General features: G+C 62.8%; 20 protein-coding genes. 8 read left to right on the top strand and 12 right to left on the bottom strand.

What is annotated here, in order from left to right; translation table 11 throughout:
- Positions 1–44 precede the first annotated feature (44 nt).
- From H146_RS0112095 to efeO, 5 genes are all read left to right on the top strand, one after another.
- Entirely contained in the window at positions 45–512 is a 468-nt protein-coding gene (locus H146_RS0112095) for a hypothetical protein (RefSeq protein ID WP_019952138.1), read from the top strand.
- A 234-nt stretch (positions 513–746) separates the two neighbouring features.
- Positions 747–1,592 (top strand): iron uptake transporter permease EfeU, encoded by an 846-nt coding sequence (gene efeU, locus H146_RS0112090; protein ID WP_019952137.1) that lies wholly within the window; start codon positions 747–749, stop codon positions 1,590–1,592.
- Positions 1,589–2,734 carry a cupredoxin domain-containing protein gene (locus tag H146_RS0112085; RefSeq protein WP_019952136.1) on the top strand — a complete coding sequence of 382 codons (1,146 nt, stop codon included), beginning with the start codon at positions 1,589–1,591 and terminating at the stop codon, positions 2,732–2,734. Before efeU ends, H146_RS0112085 begins: the two co-directional genes overlap by 4 nt.
- Entirely contained in the window at positions 2,731–4,077 is a 1,347-nt protein-coding gene (efeB, locus tag H146_RS0112080) for an iron uptake transporter deferrochelatase/peroxidase subunit (RefSeq protein WP_019952135.1), read from the top strand. Before H146_RS0112085 ends, efeB begins: the two co-directional genes overlap by 4 nt.
- Positions 4,078–4,166: 89 nt before the next feature.
- Positions 4,167–5,015, top strand: coding sequence for an iron uptake system protein EfeO (gene efeO / locus H146_RS0112075; protein WP_019952134.1), 849 nt, complete (start codon positions 4,167–4,169; stop codon positions 5,013–5,015).
- Positions 5,016–5,054: 39 nt separating this feature from the next.
- Here the strand turns inward: efeO and H146_RS19270 are convergent, their stop codons facing one another.
- The 6 genes from H146_RS19270 to H146_RS20270 all read right to left on the bottom strand — a co-directional run bounded on the left by H146_RS19270 (position 5,055) and on the right by H146_RS20270 (position 15,881).
- Positions 5,055–6,059: a dipeptide ABC transporter ATP-binding protein gene (locus H146_RS19270; protein ID WP_019952133.1), complete on the bottom strand. Its 1,005-nt coding sequence runs from the start codon at positions 6,057–6,059 to the stop codon at positions 5,055–5,057.
- The gene (locus H146_RS0112065; RefSeq protein ID WP_019952132.1) at positions 6,056–7,093 is read right to left on the bottom strand and encodes an ABC transporter ATP-binding protein; all 1,038 of its coding nucleotides are present in this window, start codon (positions 7,091–7,093) and stop codon (positions 6,056–6,058) included. The genes H146_RS19270 and H146_RS0112065 overlap by 4 nt, the downstream gene beginning before the upstream one ends.
- 15 nt (positions 7,094–7,108) lie before the next feature.
- A complete protein-coding gene (locus H146_RS0112060; RefSeq protein ID WP_019952131.1) occupies positions 7,109–8,008 on the bottom strand; it encodes an ABC transporter permease subunit in 900 nt (299 codons plus the stop codon).
- A gap of 11 nt (positions 8,009–8,019) precedes the next feature.
- A complete protein-coding gene (locus tag H146_RS0112055; RefSeq protein ID WP_019952130.1) occupies positions 8,020–9,024 on the bottom strand; it encodes an ABC transporter permease subunit in 1,005 nt (334 codons plus the stop codon).
- Between the two features lie 73 nt (positions 9,025–9,097).
- Positions 9,098–10,687: an ABC transporter substrate-binding protein gene (locus H146_RS0112050; protein ID WP_019952129.1), complete on the bottom strand. Its 1,590-nt coding sequence runs from the start codon at positions 10,685–10,687 to the stop codon at positions 9,098–9,100.
- A gap of 205 nt (positions 10,688–10,892) precedes the next feature.
- Positions 10,893–15,881 (bottom strand): autotransporter domain-containing protein, encoded by a 4,989-nt coding sequence (locus tag H146_RS20270; RefSeq protein ID WP_169433482.1) that lies wholly within the window; start codon positions 15,879–15,881, stop codon positions 10,893–10,895.
- On the opposite strand from H146_RS20270, the gene H146_RS21730 reads away from it, so the two are divergent.
- Together H146_RS21730 and H146_RS20265 are read left to right on the top strand one after the other, a co-directional pair.
- Positions 15,850–16,173, top strand: coding sequence for a hypothetical protein (locus H146_RS21730; protein ID WP_169433481.1), 324 nt, complete (start codon positions 15,850–15,852; stop codon positions 16,171–16,173). The two genes, H146_RS20270 and H146_RS21730, sit on opposite strands and share 32 nt — an antisense overlap.
- 187 nt (positions 16,174–16,360) lie before the next feature.
- Positions 16,361–16,816, top strand: coding sequence for a GNAT family N-acetyltransferase (locus H146_RS20265; RefSeq protein WP_019952127.1), 456 nt, complete (start codon positions 16,361–16,363; stop codon positions 16,814–16,816).
- A 10-nt stretch (positions 16,817–16,826) separates the two neighbouring features.
- Here the strand turns inward: H146_RS20265 and H146_RS0112035 are convergent, their stop codons facing one another.
- From H146_RS0112035 to H146_RS0112010, 6 genes are all read right to left on the bottom strand, one after another.
- Positions 16,827–17,264, bottom strand: coding sequence for a CBS domain-containing protein (locus H146_RS0112035; protein ID WP_019952126.1), 438 nt, complete (start codon positions 17,262–17,264; stop codon positions 16,827–16,829).
- Between the two features lie 225 nt (positions 17,265–17,489).
- Positions 17,490–18,338, bottom strand: a complete 849-nt coding sequence (locus tag H146_RS0112030) for a universal stress protein (protein ID WP_019952125.1) — start codon at positions 18,336–18,338, stop codon at positions 17,490–17,492.
- 90 nt (positions 18,339–18,428) lie between these two features.
- A complete protein-coding gene (locus H146_RS0112025) occupies positions 18,429–19,928 on the bottom strand; it encodes a SulP family inorganic anion transporter (protein WP_019952124.1) in 1,500 nt (499 codons plus the stop codon).
- A gap of 445 nt (positions 19,929–20,373) precedes the next feature.
- Positions 20,374–21,012 carry a YceI family protein gene (locus H146_RS0112020; protein WP_019952123.1) on the bottom strand — a complete coding sequence of 213 codons (639 nt, stop codon included), beginning with the start codon at positions 21,010–21,012 and terminating at the stop codon, positions 20,374–20,376.
- 82 nt (positions 21,013–21,094) lie between these two features.
- A complete protein-coding gene (locus H146_RS0112015) occupies positions 21,095–21,850 on the bottom strand; it encodes a slipin family protein (RefSeq protein WP_019952122.1) in 756 nt (251 codons plus the stop codon).
- A gap of 39 nt (positions 21,851–21,889) precedes the next feature.
- Positions 21,890–22,435: an NfeD family protein gene (locus H146_RS0112010; protein ID WP_019952121.1), complete on the bottom strand. Its 546-nt coding sequence runs from the start codon at positions 22,433–22,435 to the stop codon at positions 21,890–21,892.
- A gap of 241 nt (positions 22,436–22,676) precedes the next feature.
- Between H146_RS0112010 and dps the strand changes: the two genes are divergently transcribed.
- Positions 22,677–23,216 (top strand): DNA starvation/stationary phase protection protein Dps, encoded by a 540-nt coding sequence (gene dps, locus H146_RS0112005; protein ID WP_019952120.1) that lies wholly within the window; start codon positions 22,677–22,679, stop codon positions 23,214–23,216.
- Positions 23,217–23,253: the final 37 nt, after the last annotated feature.

The following is a 23,253-nucleotide window of genomic DNA, read 5'->3' as shown; positions in this document are numbered from 1 at the left end:
CTAAATTGGGCGGCCTGGTATCCGCTCTATTCGGAGGACGTTCGATGACCTTCCCCCTGCCTCTCAGGGCTTCGCTGGCTGCCGCTACGGCAGCCGCCCTGCTGCTGATCGGCGCTACCGGCACCGCCGAGGCGCGCAACACTTTCCTGATGCAGCCGCTGAGCGAGGTCTTCAACATGCCCGATGCGCGCCAGCGCCTCGACCCCTCGATACGGCTCTATTTCGCCGATCAGCAGCATCCGCAGATCCAGACCCGGCGCGGCGGCTACTACAGCAGCAACAAGGTGCGCGCGGCCTTTAGAAGCGACGCCGAATCCTGCCGCGCTGCGGCGCTGGAGTCGCTGCTGGCGCTTCAGGAGCGCGCCCGCCAGGTCGGCGCCAACGCCGTGGTCGACATCGTCAGCTACTACGAACAGCGTGCCAACCCCAATAACGACCGCTACGAGTGCCATGCCGGCAACGTAGTCACCGAGGTTGCCTTCCGCGGCGATATGGTCACCCTCGACCAGTAGATCGTTATTTCCGCTTTCCCGCTACCGGGCGCATGGCGCCCGGCTTGCCATTGCCTCTCCCCCCCCTCATCCTCTTGCCTTACCACCCTCTCCGGACCGTCGTGAAGACCTCGGGCACAACCCGACCGCGCAAAAGCTTAAAAATACTTGAAGCTCGGATGAAAAAGCGTATCGTTTAGATCCATCAGAAATTCCCATTGCTCGCTCTCGGTGCCATTGCGTCAGGGTCACATCATGCTGGTTGCCTTTCTCATCATGCTGCGCGAAGGCCTCGAGGCCGCGCTGATCGTCGGCATCATCGCCAGCTACCTGCAACGGACCGGTCGTCGCGGCTGGCTGCCGGCGGTATGGATCGGCATTTTTCTCGCCATGGCGTTGGCACTTTTCGTCGGTGCGGCTCTGTTGTTCGCCAGTGCCGCCTTCCCCCAGCGTCAACAGGAGCTGTTCGAGGCGCTGGTCGGATTTCTCGCCGTCGGTATGCTGAGCTGGATGGTACTGTGGATGCGCCATACCGCCCGTCATCTCAAGCAGCATCTTGCTGCGGCGCTGGAGCGCAGCTTTCGCAGCGGCCGCCACCAGAGCTGGGCGCTGATCGGTATGGTACTGCTGGCGGTCGCCCGCGAAGGACTGGAGTCGATCTTCTTTCTGCTGGCGCTCTTTCAGCAGAGTCCGAACCCTTTGGCACCGCTGGGCGCGCTGCTCGGGCTGGTGACGGCGGGACTGGTCGGCTTCGGACTCTATCGCGGCGCGCTGCGCATTCCGCTGGGGCGGTTTTTTCGTTTCACCGGGCTGTTTCTGCTGCTGGTCGCCGCCGGACTGCTGGCCGGTTCGATGCGTGCGCTGCACGAAGCCGGGCTGTGGAATCACGGCCAGCAGGTGCTGTTCGATGTGAGTGCCGTGCTACCGCTGGATTCGCCACTGGGCACACTACTGGCCGGTATCTTCGGCTACCAGCCGGCGCCGACGCTGAGCGAAGCGGTGGTGTGGCTGGGTTATCTGGCGCTGGCCGCCTGGTGGCTGCGACCACGCTCGCTGACCGCCAGCGCCCCGCCCACTGAGCCGACAAGCAAGCTGCCATGAACGACGTCTCCGCCAACGATGCCCCCTCACCGCGCCTGCTGCGCATCGCCCTGCTGCTGTCGCTGTTGCTGCTGCTGATCGCACTGGCGCTGTTCACGCTTTCGCTGCGGGTCACGACCTTCGGGGGCAACGCCGGTCAAACGGTCACGGTGACCTCCGATGGCTGCCATCCGCAGCATCTCGAGGTGCCCGCCGGACGCCGCACCTTCACCGTCGTCAATCACTCAAGCCGCGCCATCGAGTGGGAGATCATCGACGGCGTGATGGTGCTGGCGGAGCGCGAGAATATCGCTCCCGGGCTACGTCAGACACTGAGCGCCGACCTCGCGCCGGGTCACTACACCATGACCTGCGGCCTGCTCAGCACCCCCGGCGGCACGCTGGAGGTGGTGGCCAGTGCCGATGGACCACCGCCGCCGTCGACTGCCGATATCATTGGGGTGCTGGCCGAATACCGGGTCAGCACCATTTTGCAGCTGCGCGAGCTGCACCAGCGTATCGACACGCTCGCCGCGGCAATCAGCGACGGCGACAACGAGGCGATGCGACACGCCTGGCTTGCGGCGCGACGCAGCGAGCGGCAGCTGGCGCTGGTGCTTGATCTGCTGGCCGAGCAGGATGGCGATAGCTCGGCGGATAACCCTCTCTCCGCGGATCTGCAGCAGCTCGAAAAAGGTCTGTTCGAGAGCAACGCCAGTGTCTCTACCACCGCCGCGATCAATCGGCTCAGGGAGAACCTTGAGCACCTGACACCCCCTCTTAAAGCGCTATCGATCGAGCCGTCACAACTCGCCGACACCAGCGCCGGGCTGCTGCGCCACTGGCATGACCGTCAGCGCTCGGCCGGCGAGCCGGCGGCACTGGCGGTAAACGACCTGGCCGGCCTGACCCATGGCGTCGACAGCGTGGTCAGACTGCTGACACCGCTGCTGGAGCCGCGCGCCCCCGATGTGCTGCAGCAGGTGCGCGCGGCGCTGAGCGCCCTGCAGGCGTCACTTGCCGATGATACGACGACCGGCACCAGCGCCATCCAGCGGCTGAATGAACGCAGCCTGGCGCTGGCCGACGCCCTGACCGGCATCAATCCGGCCCTCGACATGCACGCATCAGCCACCCCTCCAGAAGCCGCCGAGTCGCCATGAGCCATCGTGATCGCCCCTCTCGCTGCCCCTTTCATGTGACCGCCAACGAGGAAGGCACGCCGCCGCGCCGCCGCTTTCTACGCGGCCTCGGACTGACCGGCCTGGGCGTCGGTCTTGCCGGCCTCTACCCCGGCCGAGTGCTGTCCGCCGAGCCGCTGCAGACACCGCCACAAGGCAAGGAGGTGACCAGTGCCCCGCTGGCGCGCGACCCGCAGCTCAGCTGGCCGTTTCACGGCCGCCATCAGCAGGGCGTGGTCACGCCGCGCCCGGCCACCGGCATGGTGGTGGCCTTCGATGTACTGGCAGGCGACCGCGACGGCCTTCAGCGACTATTCGAAACCCTCACCGCGCGGATCGCTTTTCTGACCCAAGGCGGGCGCTATCCACAGCGCGACCCGCACTACCCACCGCCGGACTCCGGCATTCTCGGGCCCGATATTCCACCGGATGGCCTGACGGTCACCCTGGCGCTGGGCGACGCGCTGTTCGACCAGCGCTTCGGCCTGGACGCCGCACGACCTCGCCACCTGCAGCGCATGACGGGCTTTCCCAACGACGCCCTGGAGGCCGAACGCTGTCACGGCGATATCGCCCTGCAGTTCTGCGCCAATACCCTGGACACCTGCTATCACGCCCTGCGCGACATCATCAAGCATACGCCCGGGCTTATGCTGGTGCGCTGGAAACAGGAGGGCACGGTACCGCTTTTGCCTCCTTCGCCGGGGGATTTCGACGGCAGCGCGCGCAACTTTCTCGGCTTTCGCGACGGCTCTGCCAACCCAAGCAACGACGACGCAGCGCTGATGGACGAACTGGTGTGGGTCGACGGGACAGGCGAGAACGAGCCGGCCTGGGCGCAGGGCGGCAGCTACATGGCGGTGCGCATCATCCGCAACTTCGTCGAGCGCTGGGATCGCACGCCGCTGGGAGAACAGGAAGCTATTTTCGGCCGCCGCAAGATGAGCGGCGCCCCGCTGTCCGGCGGCAACGAACAGGACGTGCCCGACTACAGCGACGACCCCGAGGGACATATCACGCCGCTGGATGCCCATATCCGGCTGGCCAACCCGCGCACGCCAGCCACCCAACACAACCGTATCCTGCGCCGCCCGTTCAACTACTCCAACGGGGTCGAGGCCAACGGCCAGTTCGACATGGGACTGCTGTTCATCTGTTTCCAGGCCGATCTCGACGCCGGTTTCATTACCGTCCAGCAGCGTCTCAACGGCGAGCCGCTGGAGGAGTACATCAAGCCGGTGGGCGGGGGGTACTTTTTCGTCCTGCCGGGCGCGATTAACCAACAGGACTTTCTCGGTCGCAGCCTGCTGAACGCCACCGCCTGAGCAATACAACGACAACGCGCGATGCCACCAGGCATCGCCGCCATGATGACCGCTGACCAGCACAGGAATTATCCAACGGAGCAACGACGATGAAGATGCACTCTCTTAAAGCCTCACTCATGACGGCTGCCGCGCTGGTGCTGATGGCGCTCAACGTACAGGCACGCGCGGCGGTCAGCGCCGAACAGCTGGTCACACCGATCGCCGAATACAAGCTTTACGTGCTGGATAACCTCGACCAGCTCGTCGATCACACCCGCCGCTTCACCACCGCCGTCGAGCAGGGTGAGCTGGACAGGGCGCAGTCGCTCTACGCTCCCACGCGCGTCTACTACGAGCGCATCGAACCGATCGCCGAGCTGTTTGCCGATCTCGACGCCAGCATCGACGCCCGCGAGGACGACTACGAACATGGCGTCGCGGATCCCGACTTCACCGGCTTCCACCGCCTCGAATACGGCCTGTTCCATAACGACAGCACCGATGGCATGGCACCTTACGCCAAAGGGCTGATGAGCGATGTCAACGACCTCGACAGCCGCGTTCGCGACCTGACCTTCCCGCCCTCGACGGTGGTCGGCGGCGCTGCTGCGCTGATGGAGGAGGTGGCCGCCACCAAGGTTTCCGGCGAGGAAGATCGCTACAGCCGTACCGACCTGTGGGACTTTCAGGCCAATGTCGACGGCGCGCGCGAAATATTTTCGCTGTTCAAGCCACTGGTGGCGCAGCAGCACCCCGACTTCGTGGCACGGGTCACGAAAAACTTCGGCGATGTCGAAAAGACTCTGGCGCAGTACCGCACCACCCCGGACGACCCCGCCTCGGGCTTCGTCTCCTATGACGAGGTCAGTCAGGCCGACCGTCACGCCCTGGCAGGCACCGTAACGGTTCTCGCCGAGGACCTCTCCACCCTGCGCGGCATGCTGGGACTAGATTGATAAGGCTCACGGGCGCTATACGATACTGAGGCGCGGCACTCAGGCCGATGCCTCATGTGCTGCCATTGCCTGATCGACATGGATGCACGCCACCCTGACCCCATCGGCCACTTCATTGAGCGGCGGGTCGCCCTCGGTGCACTCCGACGTCGCCAGCCGACAGCGCGGCGCAAACGGGCAGCCCGGCGGCGGCGCCAGCGGTGACGGCGGCTCGCCCTTGAGTTTCATGCGCTCGCGACGCCGGTTGGGATCGGCTACCGGCGTGGCGGAGAACAGCGCCTGGGTGTAGGGATGGCGCGGCGTGGTGAAGACCGTCTCCGCCGGGCCGGTCTCCACCGGCTGTCCGAAGTACATCACGATGACGTCGTCGGCAATGCGCCGCACGACTGAAAGATCGTGGGAGATAAAGACGTAGGCCAGCCCGAATTCGTCCTGCAGGTCACCCAGCAGGTTGAGCACCTGCGCCTGAATCGACAGGTCCAGCGCCGACACCGGCTCGTCGAGCACCAGAATCTTCGGGTTGAGCATCAGCGCCCGGGCAATGGCGATGCGCTGTCGCTGGCCGCCGGAGAACATGTGCGGATAGCGGTCGATGTGTTCCGGGCGCAGCCCCACTTTCTCGATCATCGCCCGCGCCGCCTCGCGTCGTTCACCGGCACTCATGTCGCGTCGATTGAGCTTGAGCGGCTCCTCCAGCATGGTCGCCACCGTCTTGCGCGGATTGAGCGAGCCATAGGGGTTCTGAAAGATGATCTGCACTTCGCGGCGCAGTTCGGCGGGCGGGCGCTGCCCCTCTTTCAGGGAGACGTGATGGCCGCTGATGACCAATTCACCGCTGGTGGGCGGTTCGATCATGGTCAGCACCCGGGCGAGCGTCGATTTGCCACAGCCGGACTCACCGACCACTGCCAGGGTCTGACCCGGATAGAGCTCGAAGGAGGCATCGACCAGCGCCTTGACCGTCGCCGGCTTCGAAAAGGGGCCACCCTTGACCTGATAATGGCGAGCCAGATGGGTGGCACTGAGCAGAGCGTCGCGGCTCATGGGCGCACCTCCGGGTTGTCATCCTGTTGTTGAGAACGTGGCGACAATCCATCGGGTGGCGTGGCCGCCTGCGGGTCGTTGAGCGGGTAGTGGCACAGGGTGTGTGCCGGGTCGTCAGCAGCGGGGATGGGCGCCACCTCGCGGCAGTGCTCGGTGACATAACGACAGCGTGGGTTGAACAGGCAACCCGTCGGCCGGTCGTGCTGGCCCGGCACCACGCCGGGAATGGTCGGCAACCGATCAGCGTCGCCGGAACGTTCCGGCAGCGCCGACAGCAGCGCCTCGGTGTAGGGGTGGCGCGGTGCGGCGAACAGCGATCTCACCTCCTGTTTCTCCACCTGGCGCCCGGCATACTGCACGATGACGTTGCGGGCGGTTTCCGCTACCACGCCCATGTCATGGGTGATCAGAATCAGCGCCATGCCCTTCTCCTCCTGCAACCTGAGCAGCAGTTCGAGAATCTGCGCCTGAATAGTGACATCCAGCGCCGTGGTGGGCTCGTCGGCGATCAAAAGACGCGGATCGCAGGAGATCGCCATGGCGATCATCACGCGCTGGCTCATGCCGCCGGAGAGCTGATGCGGATAAGCCCTGATACGACGCGCCGGGTCGGGAATGCCGACCTGGGCGAGCAGGTCCAGAGCTCGCTCGTGACGCTCGCGGCGGGTGCCGCCCCGGTGCTGTTTGATCATTTCGTCGAGCTGAGCGCCCACCGTAAAGCAGGGGTTGAGGCTGCTCATCGGCTCCTGAAAGATCATCGACATTTCACCGCCAACGATGCGTCGGCGCTGACGCGAGCCGAGCCGCTGCAGGTCCTGGCCATCGAACAGCATGCGCTCGGCCGTTACCTCTGCCGTCCACGGCAGCAGCCCCATGGTGGCCAGCATGGCCACCGACTTGCCGGAGCCGGACTCGCCGACAATCGACCATACCTCGCCGCGATCGACCTTGATGTCGACGTTCTCGACGGCGGGAAAGAGGCCGCTGCTCGTCTGAAAACGAACGCTGAGGCCTTCGATATCAAGTAGTGCCATGTGAAGTCCTCCGCGCTATGAGCGTTTCATTTTGGGATCGAGCGCATCGCGCAGGCCGTCCCCCATCAGGTTGATCATCAGCACGGTGAGCAGAATGATCAGACCCGGGAAGGTGACCGCCCAGTAGGCGCTGCCCATGAATTCGCGGGCGTTGGCCAGCATCGCGCCCCACTCGGGCGTCGGCGGCTGTACGCCCATGCCGAGAAAACCCAGCGCGGCGATATCGAGGATCGCCGTGGAGAACGACAGCGTCGCCTGCACGATCAGTGGTGCCATGCAGTTGGGCAGCAGGGTGTTGAACATCAGCCGCAGATGGCCGGCACCGGCCAGCCGGCTGGCGATGACGTATTCACGATTTTTCTCGCCGATCACCGAGGCGCGGGTCAGGCGCACGAAGTACGGCAACTGCACCACCGCGATGGCGATCATGGCACTGGTCAGGCCTGGGCTCAGAATCGCCACCAGCCCCAGCGCCAGCAGCAGACTGGGGAAGGCCAGCACCACGTCCATCACGCGGGTGATGACGGTTTCGACCCAGCCGCGGAAATAGCCCGCCAGCAGGCCGAGGAAAATGCCGCCGGCCATCGAGATCAACACCACCATGGCGCTGATCGACAGCGAATAGCGGGCACCAAAGATGAGTCGCGAGAGAATGTCGCGACCTACCGCATCGGTACCGAGAATGTAGCGCCAGCTGCCTTCGGCGTGCCACACCGGCGGCACCAGCAGCGCCGAGCGGTCCTGCATGGCCGGGTCGTGCGGCGCCATCCAGGGCGCCAGCAGCGCTACGATCATGACGCAGGCGATGAAGATCATGCCCACCAGAGCGCCGCGGCTGGCGCTGAAATCCTTCCAGAACGACGCCAGCTGATAGCGAAAGGTCCCGGGCGCGGCAGGGGTAGAAATTGCAGCCATTTTTTGGGCCCTCAGTGACGGATGCGCGGATTGATGACCCCATAGGCGACATCCACCAGCAGGTTGACGATCATGACCAGAAAGGCGATCAGCACCAGACCACCCTGTACCGAGGGGTAGTCACGTCGCGAGATCGCATCGATCATCCACTTGCCGATGCCCGGCCACGAGAAGATGGTTTCGGTCAGGATGGCGCCGGCCAGCAGCAGGCCGACCTGCAGCCCGATCACGGTGACCACCGAGATCAGCGCGTTGCGCAGCGCGTGCACCATGATTACGCGGAAATTGGAGAGGCCCTTGGCGCGCGCCGTACGCACGTAGTCCTCGCCCAGCACCTCGAGCATCGAGGAGCGGGTCTGGCGGGCGATCACCGCCAGTGGAATAGTACCCAGCACGATGGCCGGCAGTATCAGATGGTGCAGCGCGGAGAGAAAGGCATCCCAGTTGCCCGCCAGCAGGGTATCGATGGTCATAAAACCGGTGACCGGCTGAATGAAATACATAAAGGAGATACGCCCGGAGACCGGCGTCCAGCCGAGCGTGCCGGAGAAAAACATGATCAGCAGCAGGCCCCACCAGAAAATCGGCATGGAGTAGCCGGTCAGGCTGATGCCGACGATGGTGTGATCCAGCGTTCTGCCGCGCCGAATGGCGGCGATAACGCCCGCCGGCAGGCCGATGATAACGGCAAAGGCCAGCGCGAAAATCGAAAGTTCAAGGGTCGCCGGGAAACGGCTGAAGAACTCATTAACTACCGACGAGTGGGTCACCAGAGAATTACCCAGGTCGCCATGCAGCAGCCCCTTGAGGAAATCCCAGTACTGCACGATCAACGGTCGGTCGAAACCGTACTCAGCCTGTAGTTTGGCGTAGCGTTCGGGGGTCAGACCACGCTCTCCCGCCATCAGCAGAATCGGGTCGCCGGGCAACAGGCGAATAAAGGCAAACGCCACAATGGTGACGCCGATAAAGGTCGGCACCAACTGCGCCAGCTTGACCAGTACAAATTTGAGCATAATGGAAAATCTGAGCTGTCACATGACAGCATGGAGCGACCAGGGCCGCTCCATGCGTGACGGTGGGAAGGGGTTACTGCTGGATATCGACGCCTTCGAAGCTATGCAGACCCAGCGGATCGATAACATAGCCGGTGACGTCATCACGCAGCGGCATGAAAACCGTCGAGTGGGCCAGGGTGTCCCACGGCGCCTGCTCCTTGAAGATCACCTGCGCCTGCTTGTAGAGCTTGGCACGTTCGTCCTGATCGCTCAGGGTGCGCGCCTTTTGAATCAACTTTTCATAGGGCTCGTAGCACCACTCGGCGACGTTGTTGCTGGTGCCTACACCGGCGCAGCTCAAAAGCGTGCCCATGAAGTTGTCCGGATCGCCGTTGTCGCCGGTCCAGCCCAGAATAATGGCCCCTTCATGATTCTTGTCGGCGGCGCGCTGCAGATACTCGCCCCACTCATAGGTGACGATCTGCGCGTCAACTCCGATCTTTTGCAGGTCAGCCTGCATCAGCTCGGCGGTACGGCGGGCGTTGGGCATGTAGGGGCGCTGCACCGGCATCGCCCAGATTTTCATCTGAAGATTGTCAACGCCGGCATCCTTGAGCATCTTTCTGGCCCTATCCGGGTCGTAGGGATCGTCCTGAACCTCATCATTATAGCCCCACATGGTGGGCGGAATCGGGTTCTTGGCCACCTGGCCGGCGCCCTGGAACACCGCGTCGATAATCGCCTGCTTGTTGATCGCCATGTTCAGCGCACGGCGCACCTGCGGGTTGTCGAACGGCTTCTGGATGGTATTCCAGGCGAGATAGGCAACATTGAGCCCGGGTTCGCTGAGTACCTTGATGGTATCGTTTTGCTGCATCTCGCTGACATCGGCGGGGTTGGGGTACGGCATGACCTGGCACTCATTGGCCAGCAGCTTCTGATAGCGCACCTGGGCATCGGGGGTAATCGCAAACACCAGGTTATCGATAGGCTGCTTGCCACGGAAGTAGTCCGGGTTGGCCTGGTAGCGGACTGCCGCGTCTTCCTGATAGTTGACGAACTGGAAGGGGCCGGTGCCGATCGGCTGCTGGTTGGCCAGCTCCGGCGTGCCCTCGTCGAGCAGCTGCTGCTCGTACTGCCTGGAGTGAATCGAGGCGAAATCCATCGCCAGATTGGCGATAAAGGGCGCGTTGGGCTCGCTGAGGTGGAACCTGACGGTATGATCGTCAACCTTCTCGATCGACTCGATCAACTCGCCCATCGACATCGAATCGAAATACTCGAAACTGCCGTTGGCCAACTGATAGTAGGGGTTATCCTCGTTCATCTGACGATCGAAGGTCCAGATGATATCGTCGGCATTGAGTGGCCGGCTGGGGGTGAAGTAGTCAGTGGTCTGGAACTGGACGTCGTCGCGCAGATGGAAAGTTACGCTCAGGCCATCGTCGGAGACCTCCCAGCTACTGGCGATGGCCGGTTCCAGCTCGGTCGTACCGGGCTTGAACTGCACCAGTCGGTTGTAGATCGGCTTGCTGGAGGCGTCGAAGGTGGTGCCGGTGGTATACAGCGAGGGATCAAAGCCTTCCGGCGACCCTTCCGAGCAGTAGACCAGCGTTTTGGCCATGGCCGGGGTAGCGCTCATCATGGCCGCCACACCGGCGGCCAGTAGTGTCTTCTTCATTGTTCGGGCTCCTGCACAAGGCAATGGTGCTGTTGTTATTGTCACGGCTTGTGGCCGCACGCAAATAATATTACCGATTATTCATAATCATCGGCAGTCGGCACAAGATAGAGCAGAAGAGGTTGGCAAATCAATTAGCTCTTGCGATCAAAAGTGGCGCAAGCCGGGGAATCCGGTTGCGCCACTGTCGTTCGCGCGAGCCGTATCAGAACTTCACGTCCAGCACTGCGCTCAGGCTGCGATCATGGTAGTCATCGGCGAAGGTGCCATCGTAGCGCAGCCCCAGACGGGTACGTTCGGTCAGTTCGACGCCGGCCCCGAGGTGCAGGTTCAGGCTGTCCCGGCCGATATCCGCGCTGGCCACCCGGAAGCCTTCTCCGCCACCAAAACGCTGTGACTGGCTGACCCGCGCCTCGTCCAGGGCGTGCTGCCATTCGGCACCGGCCGACAGGTCAAGGCGCGTCGTGCCCGGCGCGAACGCCCGCTCGGCACTCAGACCGGCCGTGGCGTAGGTGCGGGTATCGTCGCTCCCCGACGAGGAGAGCGCCGCGGCGCCGCCGTGCTCGTGGAAGTCGCCGCCGTCGAGATCAACATGGGCAACACCCAGCGACGGCCGCCAGTGCACGGAACCTGCTTCCAGTTGCATGGCCGCTTCGGCGAAGAACTGCAGCGTGCGGGCGTCGTAGTCCGCCTCGAGTCGGTCGCTGTAGCGCGGGAAGGTCACCCGTCGTTCGCTGTCGATGCTGTGCCGGTCGTAGAGGGCCCCCAGGCTCAGGTCGAACGCGCCGTATGTGCTGCCGGCATAGATCCCGAGATGGTAGCTGTCGATCGTGGCGTCGGCATCGCTGCCCTTCAGGTCGAGATCCTCGCCGCTGTAACCGGTGGCCAGACCAAGGCGCCAGCCGTGACCCACGTCGCCGTCAACGCCGAGGAAGAGGCCGCGGCTGTTGCCGATCGACACGCCGTGACCGTTGCCGTCACCGTCATAGTCGCCGTGACGGCCGAAGACGTCGAACCACAGTGCAGCGCGGCCGTCGTCCAGCAGCGTCTGATAGCCCGCGTCATCGACGGCGCTGGCGCCATCTTGCCGTGACCGCAGGCGGTCACCGAGCACGCGGCGGCTCTGGCGGCTCTGATCGACGAGGACGTTCGCCACCGCCGGATGCAGTTCGCCGGAGAGCTGGCTGAAGACCGGCGCCGGCGCGCCATCGGGCAGATAGAGCACGGCGTCGTAGAGGGCGTTGCCGTCTCCCAGGGCATCGACCGCCGTGGCCGTCGAGCGCTGGTTGGGCGTCGCCACCGAATCGGCAAAGGGCCGCACCCGGGTCAGGATCAGGTCGACGCTGTCGACACGCTGATCGAGGGCGGCGTTCAGCAGCGCAAAGCTGTCCTCGACACCGGCGAATTGACCGCTGATGCCGTTCGCGCTGGTGAGGAGGGTGTAGCGGGTCGCGGCCCGGTAGGTGGAACCGTCCTCGCTGCGATCCTGCGGCGTAACCGCCACGCCGACGTTGTCGCCGATGCGCGTGCGGCCGCTGACGTCGGTACGATCCGAAGCGCCCGCGCCATTGACCTCGACGTCGTAGGTCGAGCCCGGTTCCAGAACCAGATCACCGTCGACCGTGAGGGTGCCGATCGAGTTGCCGGGGGCGAGGTGACCGCCCACGATGGTGGTCGACCCGACCCGCCCGTTGCCGCCCAGGGTGGCGTTGTCCGCCACCCGCACGGCACCCGTGACGCGACCGTTGACGCTCAGCAGTCCCTCCATGACGCGCGTCTCGCCGCGATAGTCATTGTCACCCGTCAGGACCAGGCGGCCACTGCCGGTCTTGGTCAGTCCGCCCGGGCCATCGATATGGCCGGCCAGCGTCAGGGCCGTACTCCCGTCGGGGGCCAGGATACCGCCACGCTCATCGAGCGTCACGGCGTTGTCCAGCTGCATCGTGGCACCGGATTCAAGGGCACCGCCCTCGAAGCGCAGCGGGGTATCGCCGAACTGATCGGCAGCGGTGAGCAGCCGTGTCTGTCCGGCGGAAATCCGCACGGCATCATCACCGCCGTTGTCACCGCCACCGCTGTTGTCATCGCCACCGCCGGTGTTGTCACCGTCGCCGCCGTTGTCGCCGCCGCCGCCGTTGTCGCCGCCGCCGCCGTTGTCGCCGCCGCCGCCGTTGTCGCCGCCGCCGCTGTTGTCGCCGCCACCGGTGTTGTCGCCACCGCCGGTGTTGTCATCACCGCCACCGCTGTTGTCATCGCCGCCGCCGCCGTTGTCACCGTCGCCGCCGTCGCCGCCGCCGCCGGTGTTGTCGCCGCCGCCGCCGTTGTCACCGTCGCCGCCGTTGTCGCCGCCGCCACCGCCGGTGCTGGTCCGATTCAGGGTGAGATAGCGGTTGTGGGTATCCCCGGAAAGACTGGCGTCCAGAAAGGCGAAGTTCTCCAGCGCGTCGGCAAACCCGCCGTCGACACCGCCATCGGCAGTCAGGATGGTGTAGCGGGTCGAGGCCCGCCAGGTCGCGCCGCTGGTATCCTGCGTGGCCGGCGTCACCAGCACGTCAACATCATCCTCGATACGCGCCGTGTCGCTGGCGTGAACGAGGTCGGAGGCGCCTTCGGCATTGACATCGACGTCGTACAGGGCGCCCGAGCGGAAGATGACCGGACCCTCGACATCGAGGGTCGCAATCGAATCGCCCGGTGCCACCCGGCCGCCCTGCTCGACATCCAGCCCGCCGATATGGCCGCTGCCCCCCAGTGTGCCGCCTTCGAGAACCTGCACCCGCGAGGCGAGCCGGCCGTTGGCACTCAGCAGGCCGCCGGCGATCCGGGTCGCGCCGCTGTAGTCGCTGTCGCCGGCAAGGTTCAGCGCGCCTGTACCCAGCTTGGTAACACCGCCCGCGCCGCCGATCGCACCGTCGAAGCGGCTGGAGGTGTCATCCGCGCCCACCGACAGCCGCGCGTCGCCGAGCGCGACGTGGCCGCTGCCGGTCAGGCCGCCGATCGTTTCATCATCGCCCAGCGCCAGTTCGGCGTCGTCATTGATGGTGACCGCACCGCTGTCCGGCAGCGCCGCCCCGCCCGACGCCGAGAGCCGGCCGGCCTCGATCAGGGTACCGCCGAGGTAGGTGTTGGTGCCCGACAGTGCCAGCGTGCCGCTACCGGACTGGACCAGCATCCCCTGCCCGCTGATGTCGCCCGCGTAACCGCTCTCGTCGCTGCGGTCGAAGGCCAGCACCGCGTCGTTGCGCACGTCACCCAGGATCGAGCCGCTGGTGCCGCCGTCGCCGATACGCAGCACCCCGCCCGCAATCGTGGTGCCGCCGGTATAGGTATTGTCGCCCGACAGGGTCAGCATGCCCCTGCCGCGCTTGACCAGCGAGCCCGCGTCCGGGCGTTCGGCGGCCGCCTGCTGGCGTGCCTGCTTCGTGGCGAACTCGAACTCCGGGTTGCCGACGATCTGTGCATACTGGGCGTTGTACATCTTTTCCAGATAGGACGACAGGCGCGTTTCCTTCCACTGCGCGATGCGTGCATCGGTCCAGCCGGCGGGATCGTCTTCGGAAACCTCGGGGCTTTCCATAAAATCGAGATACAGGCCGGAAGCACCCGGCGTATTCAAAAGCAGGGCGTACTTCTGATTGTAATTTTCGAAGCTACCACCCTGGCCAAGGTCGCGGTATGCCTTGATGAACTCCACGGCGACACTGGTTGCGGTCGCCATGGTCTTTTCCAGTTGAGCATGCTGCTCGGTGTAAGCAGCCTCTTTCTGCGCCATCTCCCTTTGCAGTGCGGGCGTCATCTCGAAGCTGTCACCCAGGCCCAGCTCGGCCTTGCGCTGCTGCCACTCGGCCGTTTCGGCGATGTCCTCCTGCTTGCGCGCCTTGATCGCCACGTCGGAAATATCGTTGGACCAGACGTCGCGGGTCCCTTCGGGAAGATCGGCCGTCATTTTACCGAACAGCTGGCCCGGCCCCTTGATCGCCTTCTCCAGATCAATGGCGCCCCAGCCCCATACTTCATTGGGCACGCCCTGATCCGCGTCCGGCGTGCCTTCAACGGCATCGCGATGCGCGGCGGTGGTCAGCAGTACGTTGCGCGCGTCCGTGGAGGAGAGATAGGGAAAACGCTGCATGACCAGCGCCAGTGCACCGCTGGCGTGCGGTGCCGACATGGAAGTGCCGCTGACGGTGGCATAGCCGGACGTCGCGGGCCATTGATGTGTCCACGGCTCGTCGCCCGTCGCGGTGGGAATGGTGCTCTCGATATCCGCTCCGGGGGCAAAGACATACCAGTATTTGGCCACCCCGGCCAGCGACGAGAAACCGGCAGGGGTCACCGTTCCGGGCAGGATCTGCGTCTGACCACCCGATCGACCTTCCGCACCCACGCCCAGCCAGTAGGGCTCGTAATCGGGTCTGAAATAGGGCACAACGGCGTAGGAGGTCGGATTGGCATCGCTGCTGTTACCACCCGCGGTGACCTCGATAAGATCGTGCTTTTGCGCGACCTCTCCCATCGCATCCAGGAAATCGGGCTTGCCGGAAAAATTCGACATCACGGTGTACACGTCAGGGAGCGTGTTATAACTGGAAAATTGCGGATCCTGTCCCCATGAATTGTTGATGACCCGCGCTCCCGACTGAGCCAGTGCGCTATGGGCCGCCCTGAAATAGTTGTAGTCGGCATTGGGGCCGGTGATGAAACTGTCGGTGGCGTGAGTATTGGCCACCACTACATCGGCTTCGAAGGCCACGCCCTGCATGCCTTCACCATTGCGCGAAGCGCCGATGGTACCAGTCACATGGGTACCGTGGGGGTCGTTGTACGCCTTGTTATACACCCCGGGAGTAGAGAATTGCTCTCCGGCTTTCCAGAAATTTTCCGGAGAGTTGTCATTGCTATAGTAAAAACCGTCAGCGGCGTAGGTGCCGCCGGTTTCCACAGTGCGGACTCGCCCATCGGCAAATTCCGGATGAGAGACGAAGACACCGGAATCCATGACCCCCACTGTCACGCCCTTGCCGGTATAACCGGCGGCGTAGGCGTGCGCCGTATTCATGCCGCGCAGACCCCAGTCCTCGAGGTACTCCTGATCATTGCGCCACTGCTCGACCGTTTTGGGATCATCGACCTGCGCTGCCGTAGACAGGGCAGGGTGAGCCCATGTGGAGCCAATAACCAGCAGAAATCCTGACATTTTCATCGCACAGGAGCGCCTGGTCTCGCTGCCGAAAGAAAATCCCGATGCGCCATCCCGCCCGGCCATTGCGGCCATTTTTGTTGTCGCCATTATATCGATCGCTCTTGGTATTTTTATGAAAAACAGGAATCAAAAAGGCAACAGCGATGCGGGACAACGATCGCCTCCGGACCCTTTCAATAGGAAAACCTTTAGTATTTATCGTTTTTACGCCGTCCCGAATCGAAAAATCAGCACATGCTCCGTTTTATTCAACAACCCATCAGGAGGCCAAATTTACCAAAAATGAAACAACACACAAGAATGATTAGTCATTCATACTTTTGAAGTAAGTATGCAATTATAAAGCATTTAATCCAACCCACACCTCGCTTCAAAATAGTGCAATAATAAAATATTGCACTTGAAAGTGGCGCCGTTTGCGCCGCTCATTTCTTTCAACAATGACAGCTTCTGTCGATGAGGAGAGCAACAGCATGCAAGCGAATCGCGGCTCGATTGATGCGCGAGACATCAGCACAAGACCTGCCACCGAGCAGGACGCGCTTTATATTCTCGATCTGGAAGAGCGCTGCATGCGCGAATATGCGCTGGCGTTGTGGGGAGAGTGGCGAGGAAAAGACGCCGACGATCTGTATCTGGACCGATTTTGCATCGTCGAATATCGGCAAGCCCGGGCCGGTTGCATCGCCACCATTAACGATGACACACAGTGCTGGATCGACCGCTTCTATATCGAGCCGACGCTTCAGGGCCAGGGCGTCGGCGGTATTTTACTGGCACGCCTGACATCTGCCGCAGACGCCCGCGGCGTACCCACAAGACTCAGCGTACTGGCCGGCAATCCCGCGATAAATTTTTATCGCAGGCACGGCTTCATGCTGGAAAGCGAAACCGCCGAGCGGCGTCGGATGGTCAGACATCCGGCATGAAGCTTATCGCTCAGTCTGCGTCGAGCAGCTGTACCGCCAGCCGGACGAAATCGACCGAAGAGAGAATGCCGACCAGTCGACCCTCAGCGTCCAGCACCGGCATGGCGCCCTGTCGCTGGGAGAGCAGCGTGCGACCGGCTTCAGCGAGCGGCGTATCGCTGGAGAGCGTTGACACTTCAGTGGTCATCACCTCGGCCAGCGGTACTCGCCCCAGGTGGTGGTTGAGACGGTGCGCGCCGTAATTGTCGGCCACCCGCAGCGCCTCGCGCAGCACGACCTTCTGGTTGAGCATGCCGGCCAGGCGCCCTTCGTCATCCAGCACCGGCAGGTGGCGTATTTTATGTTCGCGCATTGCCTCGTTACCGTCATTGAGCGTCTGGTCAATGTGCAGCGTGACGATATCGCGACTCATCATGTCGGCGACCAGGGCGGGCGTATCAGGGGTCATGGGTCGGCATTCCTTCATTCGAATTGGGCTTCGAGGAGGGGCCACTGAATCAGTATCACAGTGGCCGTTTTGACGCCTGTATATCCACCGCGGGTTGGCGGACACAGGCGGCTCAATCCAGCATTATCGGCAGTCTGGCGCGTGACTGAAACAGGGCCGCCGGTCAGGAGCGCAAAACCTTTGCTGCGACACTTCAGGCTTCCCCTGCTGTCGCGCCCCCGGCACTCAACGCATCAGTAGAATCGCCGAGTGAATCGACTCCAGCAGCCGGCGGGTAGTGCTGCCCTTGAGCCAGCGGACCAGTGAACCGTGGCCATAGGCGCCCATCACCGTCAGGTCGATGTCGTGCTCTGCCACATAGCCCGGCAACTTTCGCCGCACGTCGCCCTCGAGACTTACCGACTGTGCCGCAATGCCCTTTTCCTGCAAAAGCTCGGCGGCGCGCCGGACGCCGCTTTCATCGGGCGGCTCGGCAACGTGTACCAGGTGGCACTCGACATCCCGGAGCCAGCCCTGCTCGCCCAGTGCGGCAATCTGTTCAAGGCCGCGTTCGCTGCCGTCAAACGCCACCATCACGCGTGCCGGGGCACGAAAGGTGGAAGGTGCCACCAGCAGCGGTGACGGCAGATGCTGCGCCAGCTCTTCGAGGTGATCGCCGATAACGCCCTGTGACGCCTGCTGTTCGTGCTGATGGCCGCAGCGGCCGACTACGACCAGGTCGTGGGCGCTGCATATCTCGGCCAGTTCGGGAGCCAGCTCGCCAAGGCGCTGTTCGGTAGTAATCCCGGGGCCTTCCTGCCCCAGGCGTGCCTTGAGCGCTTCCAGCATTTCCCGTCGTTCATCGCGAGCGCGCCTCGCCTCACGGGCGTCCTCCTCGGTCATCTTCTCCAGCAGCTGTTCTCGCGAGCCGGGTCCGATCTGACCGGAATAGTTACCGCCGGGAGGCGAATGGCGCTCCAGGACGTGCAAAAGCGTCAGCGGTGCACGCAGGCGCTCGGCAGCCCAGGCGGCGTAGTCGCCGATAGCACTGTCGGCGCCGGCGCCTTCGTCGAAGCAGGCAACGATTCTGTCCATGGTATCTCTCCGATTCGGTGGTCATCGTTGGGCAGCCGGCGCTCTCCGGCCGCCGCTGGTGTCCGGTTCGGATCAGCGTCCGGAGCCGGATCAATGTGCGCCGGGTTCGATGATCTCATCGGTCTTGTCGTGAATGCCAAAACGGTCGACCATGGTCTGACTCGCCGCGTTGAGCCCCACGACTTCGACGTCGGTACCCTCGCGGCGGAACTTCATCACCACCCGGTCGAGAATTTCCACCGCGGTGACATCCCAGAAGTGCGCCTGGCTGACATCGATGCGCACCCGATCAACATCCTCACGAGGGTCGAAGTAGTCGCCGAACCGCGTCGTCGAGGCGAAAAACACCTGACCCAGTACGCGATACTCGCGCAGACGCTCACTGTCGCTGTCGTGACGCTCGCTCTCGATACGCAGGATGCGGCTGATCTTGTTGGCAAAGAAAAGCGTCGCCAGCAGCACGCCGACCAGCACTCCCAGCGCCAGATTGTGGGTCGCCACGGTGACCGCCACGGTGGCCAGCATGACGATATTGGTGGTCATCGGCTTTTTCGGCAGGTCACGGATCGAGCCCCAGTCGAAGGTGCCGATCGACACCATGATCATCACTGCCACCAGCGCAGCCATGGGTATCTGCGCCACCCAGGGGCCGAGAAAGACCACCATGATCAGAAGCCCGACGCCGGCCACCAGGGTAGAGAGACGGGTACGGCCACCGGATTTCACATTGATCACCGTCTGGCCGATCATCGCACAGCCCGCCATGCCACCGAGAAAACCGGTCGCCACGTTGGCAATACCCTGGCCGCGGCACTCGCGGTTCTTGTCGCTGCCGGTATCGGTCAGGTCATCGACGATGGTTGAGGTCATCATCGACTCCAGCAGCCCCACCACTGCAAGCGTCAGCGAATAGGGGAAGATGATTGCCAGCGTCTCGACATTGAGCGGAATATCGGGAATCAGAAAAACCGGCAGGCTGTCGGGCAGATTGCCCATATCGCCCACGGTCCGAATATCCAGCCCCATCACCATGGAGAGCGCGGTCATTACCACGATACAAACCATTGGCGACGGGATCACAGTGCCGATACGCGGCAGATAAGGAAAGAGATAGATAATGGCCAACCCGCCCAGCATGATCGCCCATACCGTGAGGGTGGCATTGGCGCCGGTGATCTCCGGCAGCTGCGCCATGAAAATCAGAATCGCCAGCGCGTTGACGAAGCCGATTACCACCGAGCGCGATACAAAACGCATCAGATTGCCGAGCCTGAAAATACCGAACACGATCTGGATCAGACCGGTCAGCACGGTAGCGGCCAGCAGGTACTGCAGGCCGTGATCACGCACCAGCGTCACCATCAACAGCGCCATGGCCCCGGTGGCCGCCGAGATCATCGCCGGCCGACCGCCGGCGAAGGCGATTACCACGGCCATCGAGAAGGAGGCGTAGAGCCCCACCTGTGGATCCACCCCGGCGATGATCGAGAAGGCGATCGCCTCCGGTATCAGCGCCAGCGCCACCACCAGCCCGGACAGCACATCGGGTCGGACGTTGGAAAACCACTTCTCCCTGATAGAACCTCTCATTCTCTCCTTCCTTCTTTTGCAGTAATAAATGCACTCTCGCTCTGCTCACACGCTCCGGGCGTTGTAGACCGTTCACCACCACGGAATGCAGCCGCGCCATGCCGTGCGATGCGTCGACAGGACCGGTATCGCCGCCATTTGCCACAACACTCGGCCTGCCGGGCGGCGACTTTGAATAAAACAGATGTCAGATGCGGGAATATGACGCAGGAAACGTCACGACGGGCACTCGTGCGAGTGCGCCGCTCGGTGCGAGCGGTGGGTTTCCTGAAAACTCAGGGCGGCGTCATGCGCCTGGGCGTCGTAACGGGCGTCGGGATCATGTCGGCAAATCTGAAGCGAGCATGTTTGCGGGGGCGCAGTCTATCATCGACAGTCCGGCCATGCATCCCGCCAAACGGCGGGATGCATGGCCTGGCGCCATCTTTCGCAGAATGGGGAGAACTTACTGCTGCGGCGTAAACTCGGCTTCGATATCGAGTTCGACGTCGTCACTGATACCCATGCCGTTATCGCCCTCCGGCAGAATATAGGTGATGCCCCACTCGCTGCGCGTCAGGGTGGCCTCGCCGTCAAAGCCCAGCCGATAGGTCTCGTCGAAGGGGTAGATCGCCGCGCGATTGAAGTGCGCATCGATAGTCAGCGGATGGGTCTGACCGTTGAGGGTCAGATCGCCGTGAATAGTGGCCTCGTCGTCGCCATCCATCTCGATGCGCGTCGAGGTGAAGGTCGCGGTGGCGTGCTGAGAGGTGTTGAAGAAATCCTCGCCCTGAAGATGGTCGTCAAGCGCGCTGCCGGTAATGACCTGATCAAGGGGAATCTCGATATTGAGACTGCTGTCGGCGGGGTCATCGGCCAGTTCGAGAGTGCCGGTAATGCCGCTGAACTGCCCCTGGTAGGTGGAAAAACCGTAGTGATCCACTGCCCAGGTCACCTTGGAGTGCAGTGAGTCAAGGCTATAAGTGCCGGCCGGCACGTCATCGATGTCCTGTGTCTGCGGCGTCTGCGACGAAGCCAGCGCCGCACTGCTGGCCAGCATACCGGCAAAAACGGCGGCGCTCAGGGTTGTCGTGCTGCGCATCATGTCACTTTCTCCAACTTGAAGGTTGAACGGATACGCTGTTCAGCATAGATGAGTCGGCAGTCGCCGCTACCGGCTTCAGGTGCTATTCAGACCCCTTGCCACCCATCTGATCGAAGAATTTGGTCAGCTCCAGCGGTAGCGGGAAGAAAATGGTGGAAGCGTTACGGGTGCTCATGTCGCTCATCGTCTGCAGATAGCGCAGCTGCAGCGCCGCCGGGCTCTGGTCCATGATCTGCGCTGCTTCAACCAGTTTCTGCGACGCCTGCAGTTCCCCCTCGGCGCCGATCACCTTGGCACGACGTTCACGCTCGGCCTCTGCCTGGCGGGCGATTGCACGCACCATGTCCTCGCTGATATCGACCTGCTTGATCTCGACGTTGGAGACCTTGATGCCCCAGGGCTCGGTCTGTTCATCAAGAATTTTCTGAATATCGTCATTGAGCCGGTCACGTTCGGCGAGCATCTCGTCAAGATCATGCTTGCCGAGCACCGAGCGCAGTGTGGTCTGGGCGATCTGACTGGTCGCCATGCCGAAATTCTCGATCTGGATAATCGCCTTCTCGGGATCGACCACGCGGAAATAGACCACCGCGTTGACCCTCACCGTCACGTTATCGCGGGAGATCACGTCCTGGCCCGGTACATCGAGGGTGATAGTGCGCAGATCGACCGTCTCCATTTTCTGGATCACCGGTACGATAATGAAAAGCCCGGGCCCCTTGACGCCCTGGAAGCGACCGAGAAAGAACACTACACCGCGCCGATACTCGGGGAGCACCCGAACCGAAGCGGCCAGCAGGGCGATAATCAGTACCACGGGGATCAGATAGGTGAGCATAAAAGGCTCCTGAAGCAGTGGTGAGTCATATGAGTTTGGTCACTCGCCGGCGCAAGGACCACGTTCGACACGCAGCCGTAGTCCATCAACGGTGGTAACGCGCACGCTGTCGCCGGCACTCAGCGGGCAGTCGCTCGCCGCCTGCCAGCGCTCACCATGCACGCGCACATAACCGAGGTAGTGATTGAGGTGCTGCTGAGTGAAGTCATCCGGCACCTCTCCCGTGGCACCGATCAACGCTTCACGGCCGCCGAGCGGTGTCATGTGTCGAAACTTCAGCGCCCGGGTGACAATCCACAGCAGGAAGGTACCGATCACCAGCGCCCCCACAATCACCAGCGCCAGCGCGCCAAACGAATCGCCGCCGGGCAACAGCCCGGCATTGGCCATCAGCACTGCGCCGAGCACGAACAGCACCAGCCCCGCCAGCCCCACTACGCCAAAGATCGGCGTGATCGCCTCCACCGCGATCAGCACAAGACCCAGCGACAGCAGCCAGACGCCATCGCCCAGGGCGCCGCCGGGAGCGGCGAAAGCGGGTGCAGTAACCAGTAACAGCAGCAGTGTGGCAGGCAGATAGCGCATGATAACCATCCTATCGGCATGAACGACGGTACCGAAACCAGTCTAAACACTTGTTGACCGCTATTCCTTGCCCCTTTTTGAGGAGGAGTTGGCACCCTCTCGGTGATCAACGCACGATAAGCTCACATTTCGCTCGACAGGACTTGATATCGGCGCATCATGTACCAATATTGTACAAGGAAAGGATAAACGTCGAAGTCGTATCGACGTGACGTTTCACTCGGACAGAGGGATTTGACTCATGAGTAGTGCCAAACCGCGCGATATCAAGGATGCCAACAGGAAGGCGGCGACCCGTCTCTACCCCACGCGCAACGATATTCCCGAAAAACAGCGCGAACAGATCGTCGCGCTGATGAACGCTCGTCTTGCCGAGCTGATCGATCTGTCATTGGTAATCAAGCAGGTGCACTGGAACCTGAAGGGTCTGCAGTTTATTGGCGTTCACGAGATGCTGGACGGCTTCCGCGCCGGCATTGACGGCCACGTCGATGAAGTTGCCGAAAGACTGGTGCAACTGGGCGGCACCGCACTGGGTACCACCCAGAGCGTCTCGCAGAACACCAGCCTCGAGCCCTACCCGACCAATATCCACAAGGTAGTCGATCATCTCAAGGCGCTGGCCGATCACTACGCCGCGACCGGTGCTGCGGTGCGCAAGTCGATCGATGACACCAGCGAATTGGGCGACGAAGACACTTCCGACCTGCTGACCGGCGTGTCGCGTACGCTGGACAGCAACCTCTGGTTCATTGAGGCGCACCTGCAGGAAGGTGAATAATTTCGGGCGCCCACTGCGTCCGACCGGCTGACTGCCG

The sequence above is a fragment of the Kushneria aurantia DSM 21353 genome, from assembly GCF_000382245.1.
GTDB lineage: Bacteria > Pseudomonadota > Gammaproteobacteria > Pseudomonadales > Halomonadaceae > Kushneria > Kushneria aurantia.
This window is presented reverse-complemented; position numbering and strand designations above follow the sequence as displayed.

Excerpts from the sequence above, each read along its gene's own strand:
- H146_RS0112095 (WP_019952138.1), top strand. The coding sequence starts at position 45 with ATGACCTTCCCCCTGCCTCTCAGGGCTTCGCTGGCTGCCGCTACGGCA.
- efeU (WP_019952137.1), top strand. The coding sequence starts at position 747 with ATGCTGGTTGCCTTTCTCATCATGCTGCGCGAAGGCCTCGAGGCCGCG.
- H146_RS0112085 (WP_019952136.1), top strand. The coding sequence starts at position 1,589 with ATGAACGACGTCTCCGCCAACGATGCCCCCTCACCGCGCCTGCTGCGC.
- efeB (WP_019952135.1), top strand. The coding sequence starts at position 2,731 with ATGAGCCATCGTGATCGCCCCTCTCGCTGCCCCTTTCATGTGACCGCC.
- efeO (WP_019952134.1), top strand. The coding sequence starts at position 4,167 with ATGAAGATGCACTCTCTTAAAGCCTCACTCATGACGGCTGCCGCGCTG.
- H146_RS19270 (WP_019952133.1), bottom strand. The coding sequence starts at position 6,059 with ATGAGCCGCGACGCTCTGCTCAGTGCCACCCATCTGGCTCGCCATTAT.
- H146_RS0112065 (WP_019952132.1), bottom strand. The coding sequence starts at position 7,093 with ATGGCACTACTTGATATCGAAGGCCTCAGCGTTCGTTTTCAGACGAGC.
- H146_RS0112060 (WP_019952131.1), bottom strand. The coding sequence starts at position 8,008 with ATGGCTGCAATTTCTACCCCTGCCGCGCCCGGGACCTTTCGCTATCAG.
- H146_RS0112055 (WP_019952130.1), bottom strand. The coding sequence starts at position 9,024 with ATGCTCAAATTTGTACTGGTCAAGCTGGCGCAGTTGGTGCCGACCTTT.
- H146_RS0112050 (WP_019952129.1), bottom strand. The coding sequence starts at position 10,687 with ATGAAGAAGACACTACTGGCCGCCGGTGTGGCGGCCATGATGAGCGCT.
- H146_RS20270 (WP_169433482.1), bottom strand. The coding sequence starts at position 15,881 with ATGTCAGGATTTCTGCTGGTTATTGGCTCCACATGGGCTCACCCTGCC.
- H146_RS20265 (WP_019952127.1), top strand. The coding sequence starts at position 16,361 with ATGCAAGCGAATCGCGGCTCGATTGATGCGCGAGACATCAGCACAAGA.
- H146_RS0112035 (WP_019952126.1), bottom strand. The coding sequence starts at position 17,264 with ATGACCCCTGATACGCCCGCCCTGGTCGCCGACATGATGAGTCGCGAT.
- H146_RS0112030 (WP_019952125.1), bottom strand. The coding sequence starts at position 18,338 with ATGGACAGAATCGTTGCCTGCTTCGACGAAGGCGCCGGCGCCGACAGT.
- H146_RS0112025 (WP_019952124.1), bottom strand. The coding sequence starts at position 19,928 with ATGAGAGGTTCTATCAGGGAGAAGTGGTTTTCCAACGTCCGACCCGAT.
- H146_RS0112020 (WP_019952123.1), bottom strand. The coding sequence starts at position 21,012 with ATGATGCGCAGCACGACAACCCTGAGCGCCGCCGTTTTTGCCGGTATG.
- H146_RS0112015 (WP_019952122.1), bottom strand. The coding sequence starts at position 21,850 with ATGCTCACCTATCTGATCCCCGTGGTACTGATTATCGCCCTGCTGGCC.
- H146_RS0112010 (WP_019952121.1), bottom strand. The coding sequence starts at position 22,435 with ATGCGCTATCTGCCTGCCACACTGCTGCTGTTACTGGTTACTGCACCC.
- dps (WP_019952120.1), top strand. The coding sequence starts at position 22,677 with ATGAGTAGTGCCAAACCGCGCGATATCAAGGATGCCAACAGGAAGGCG.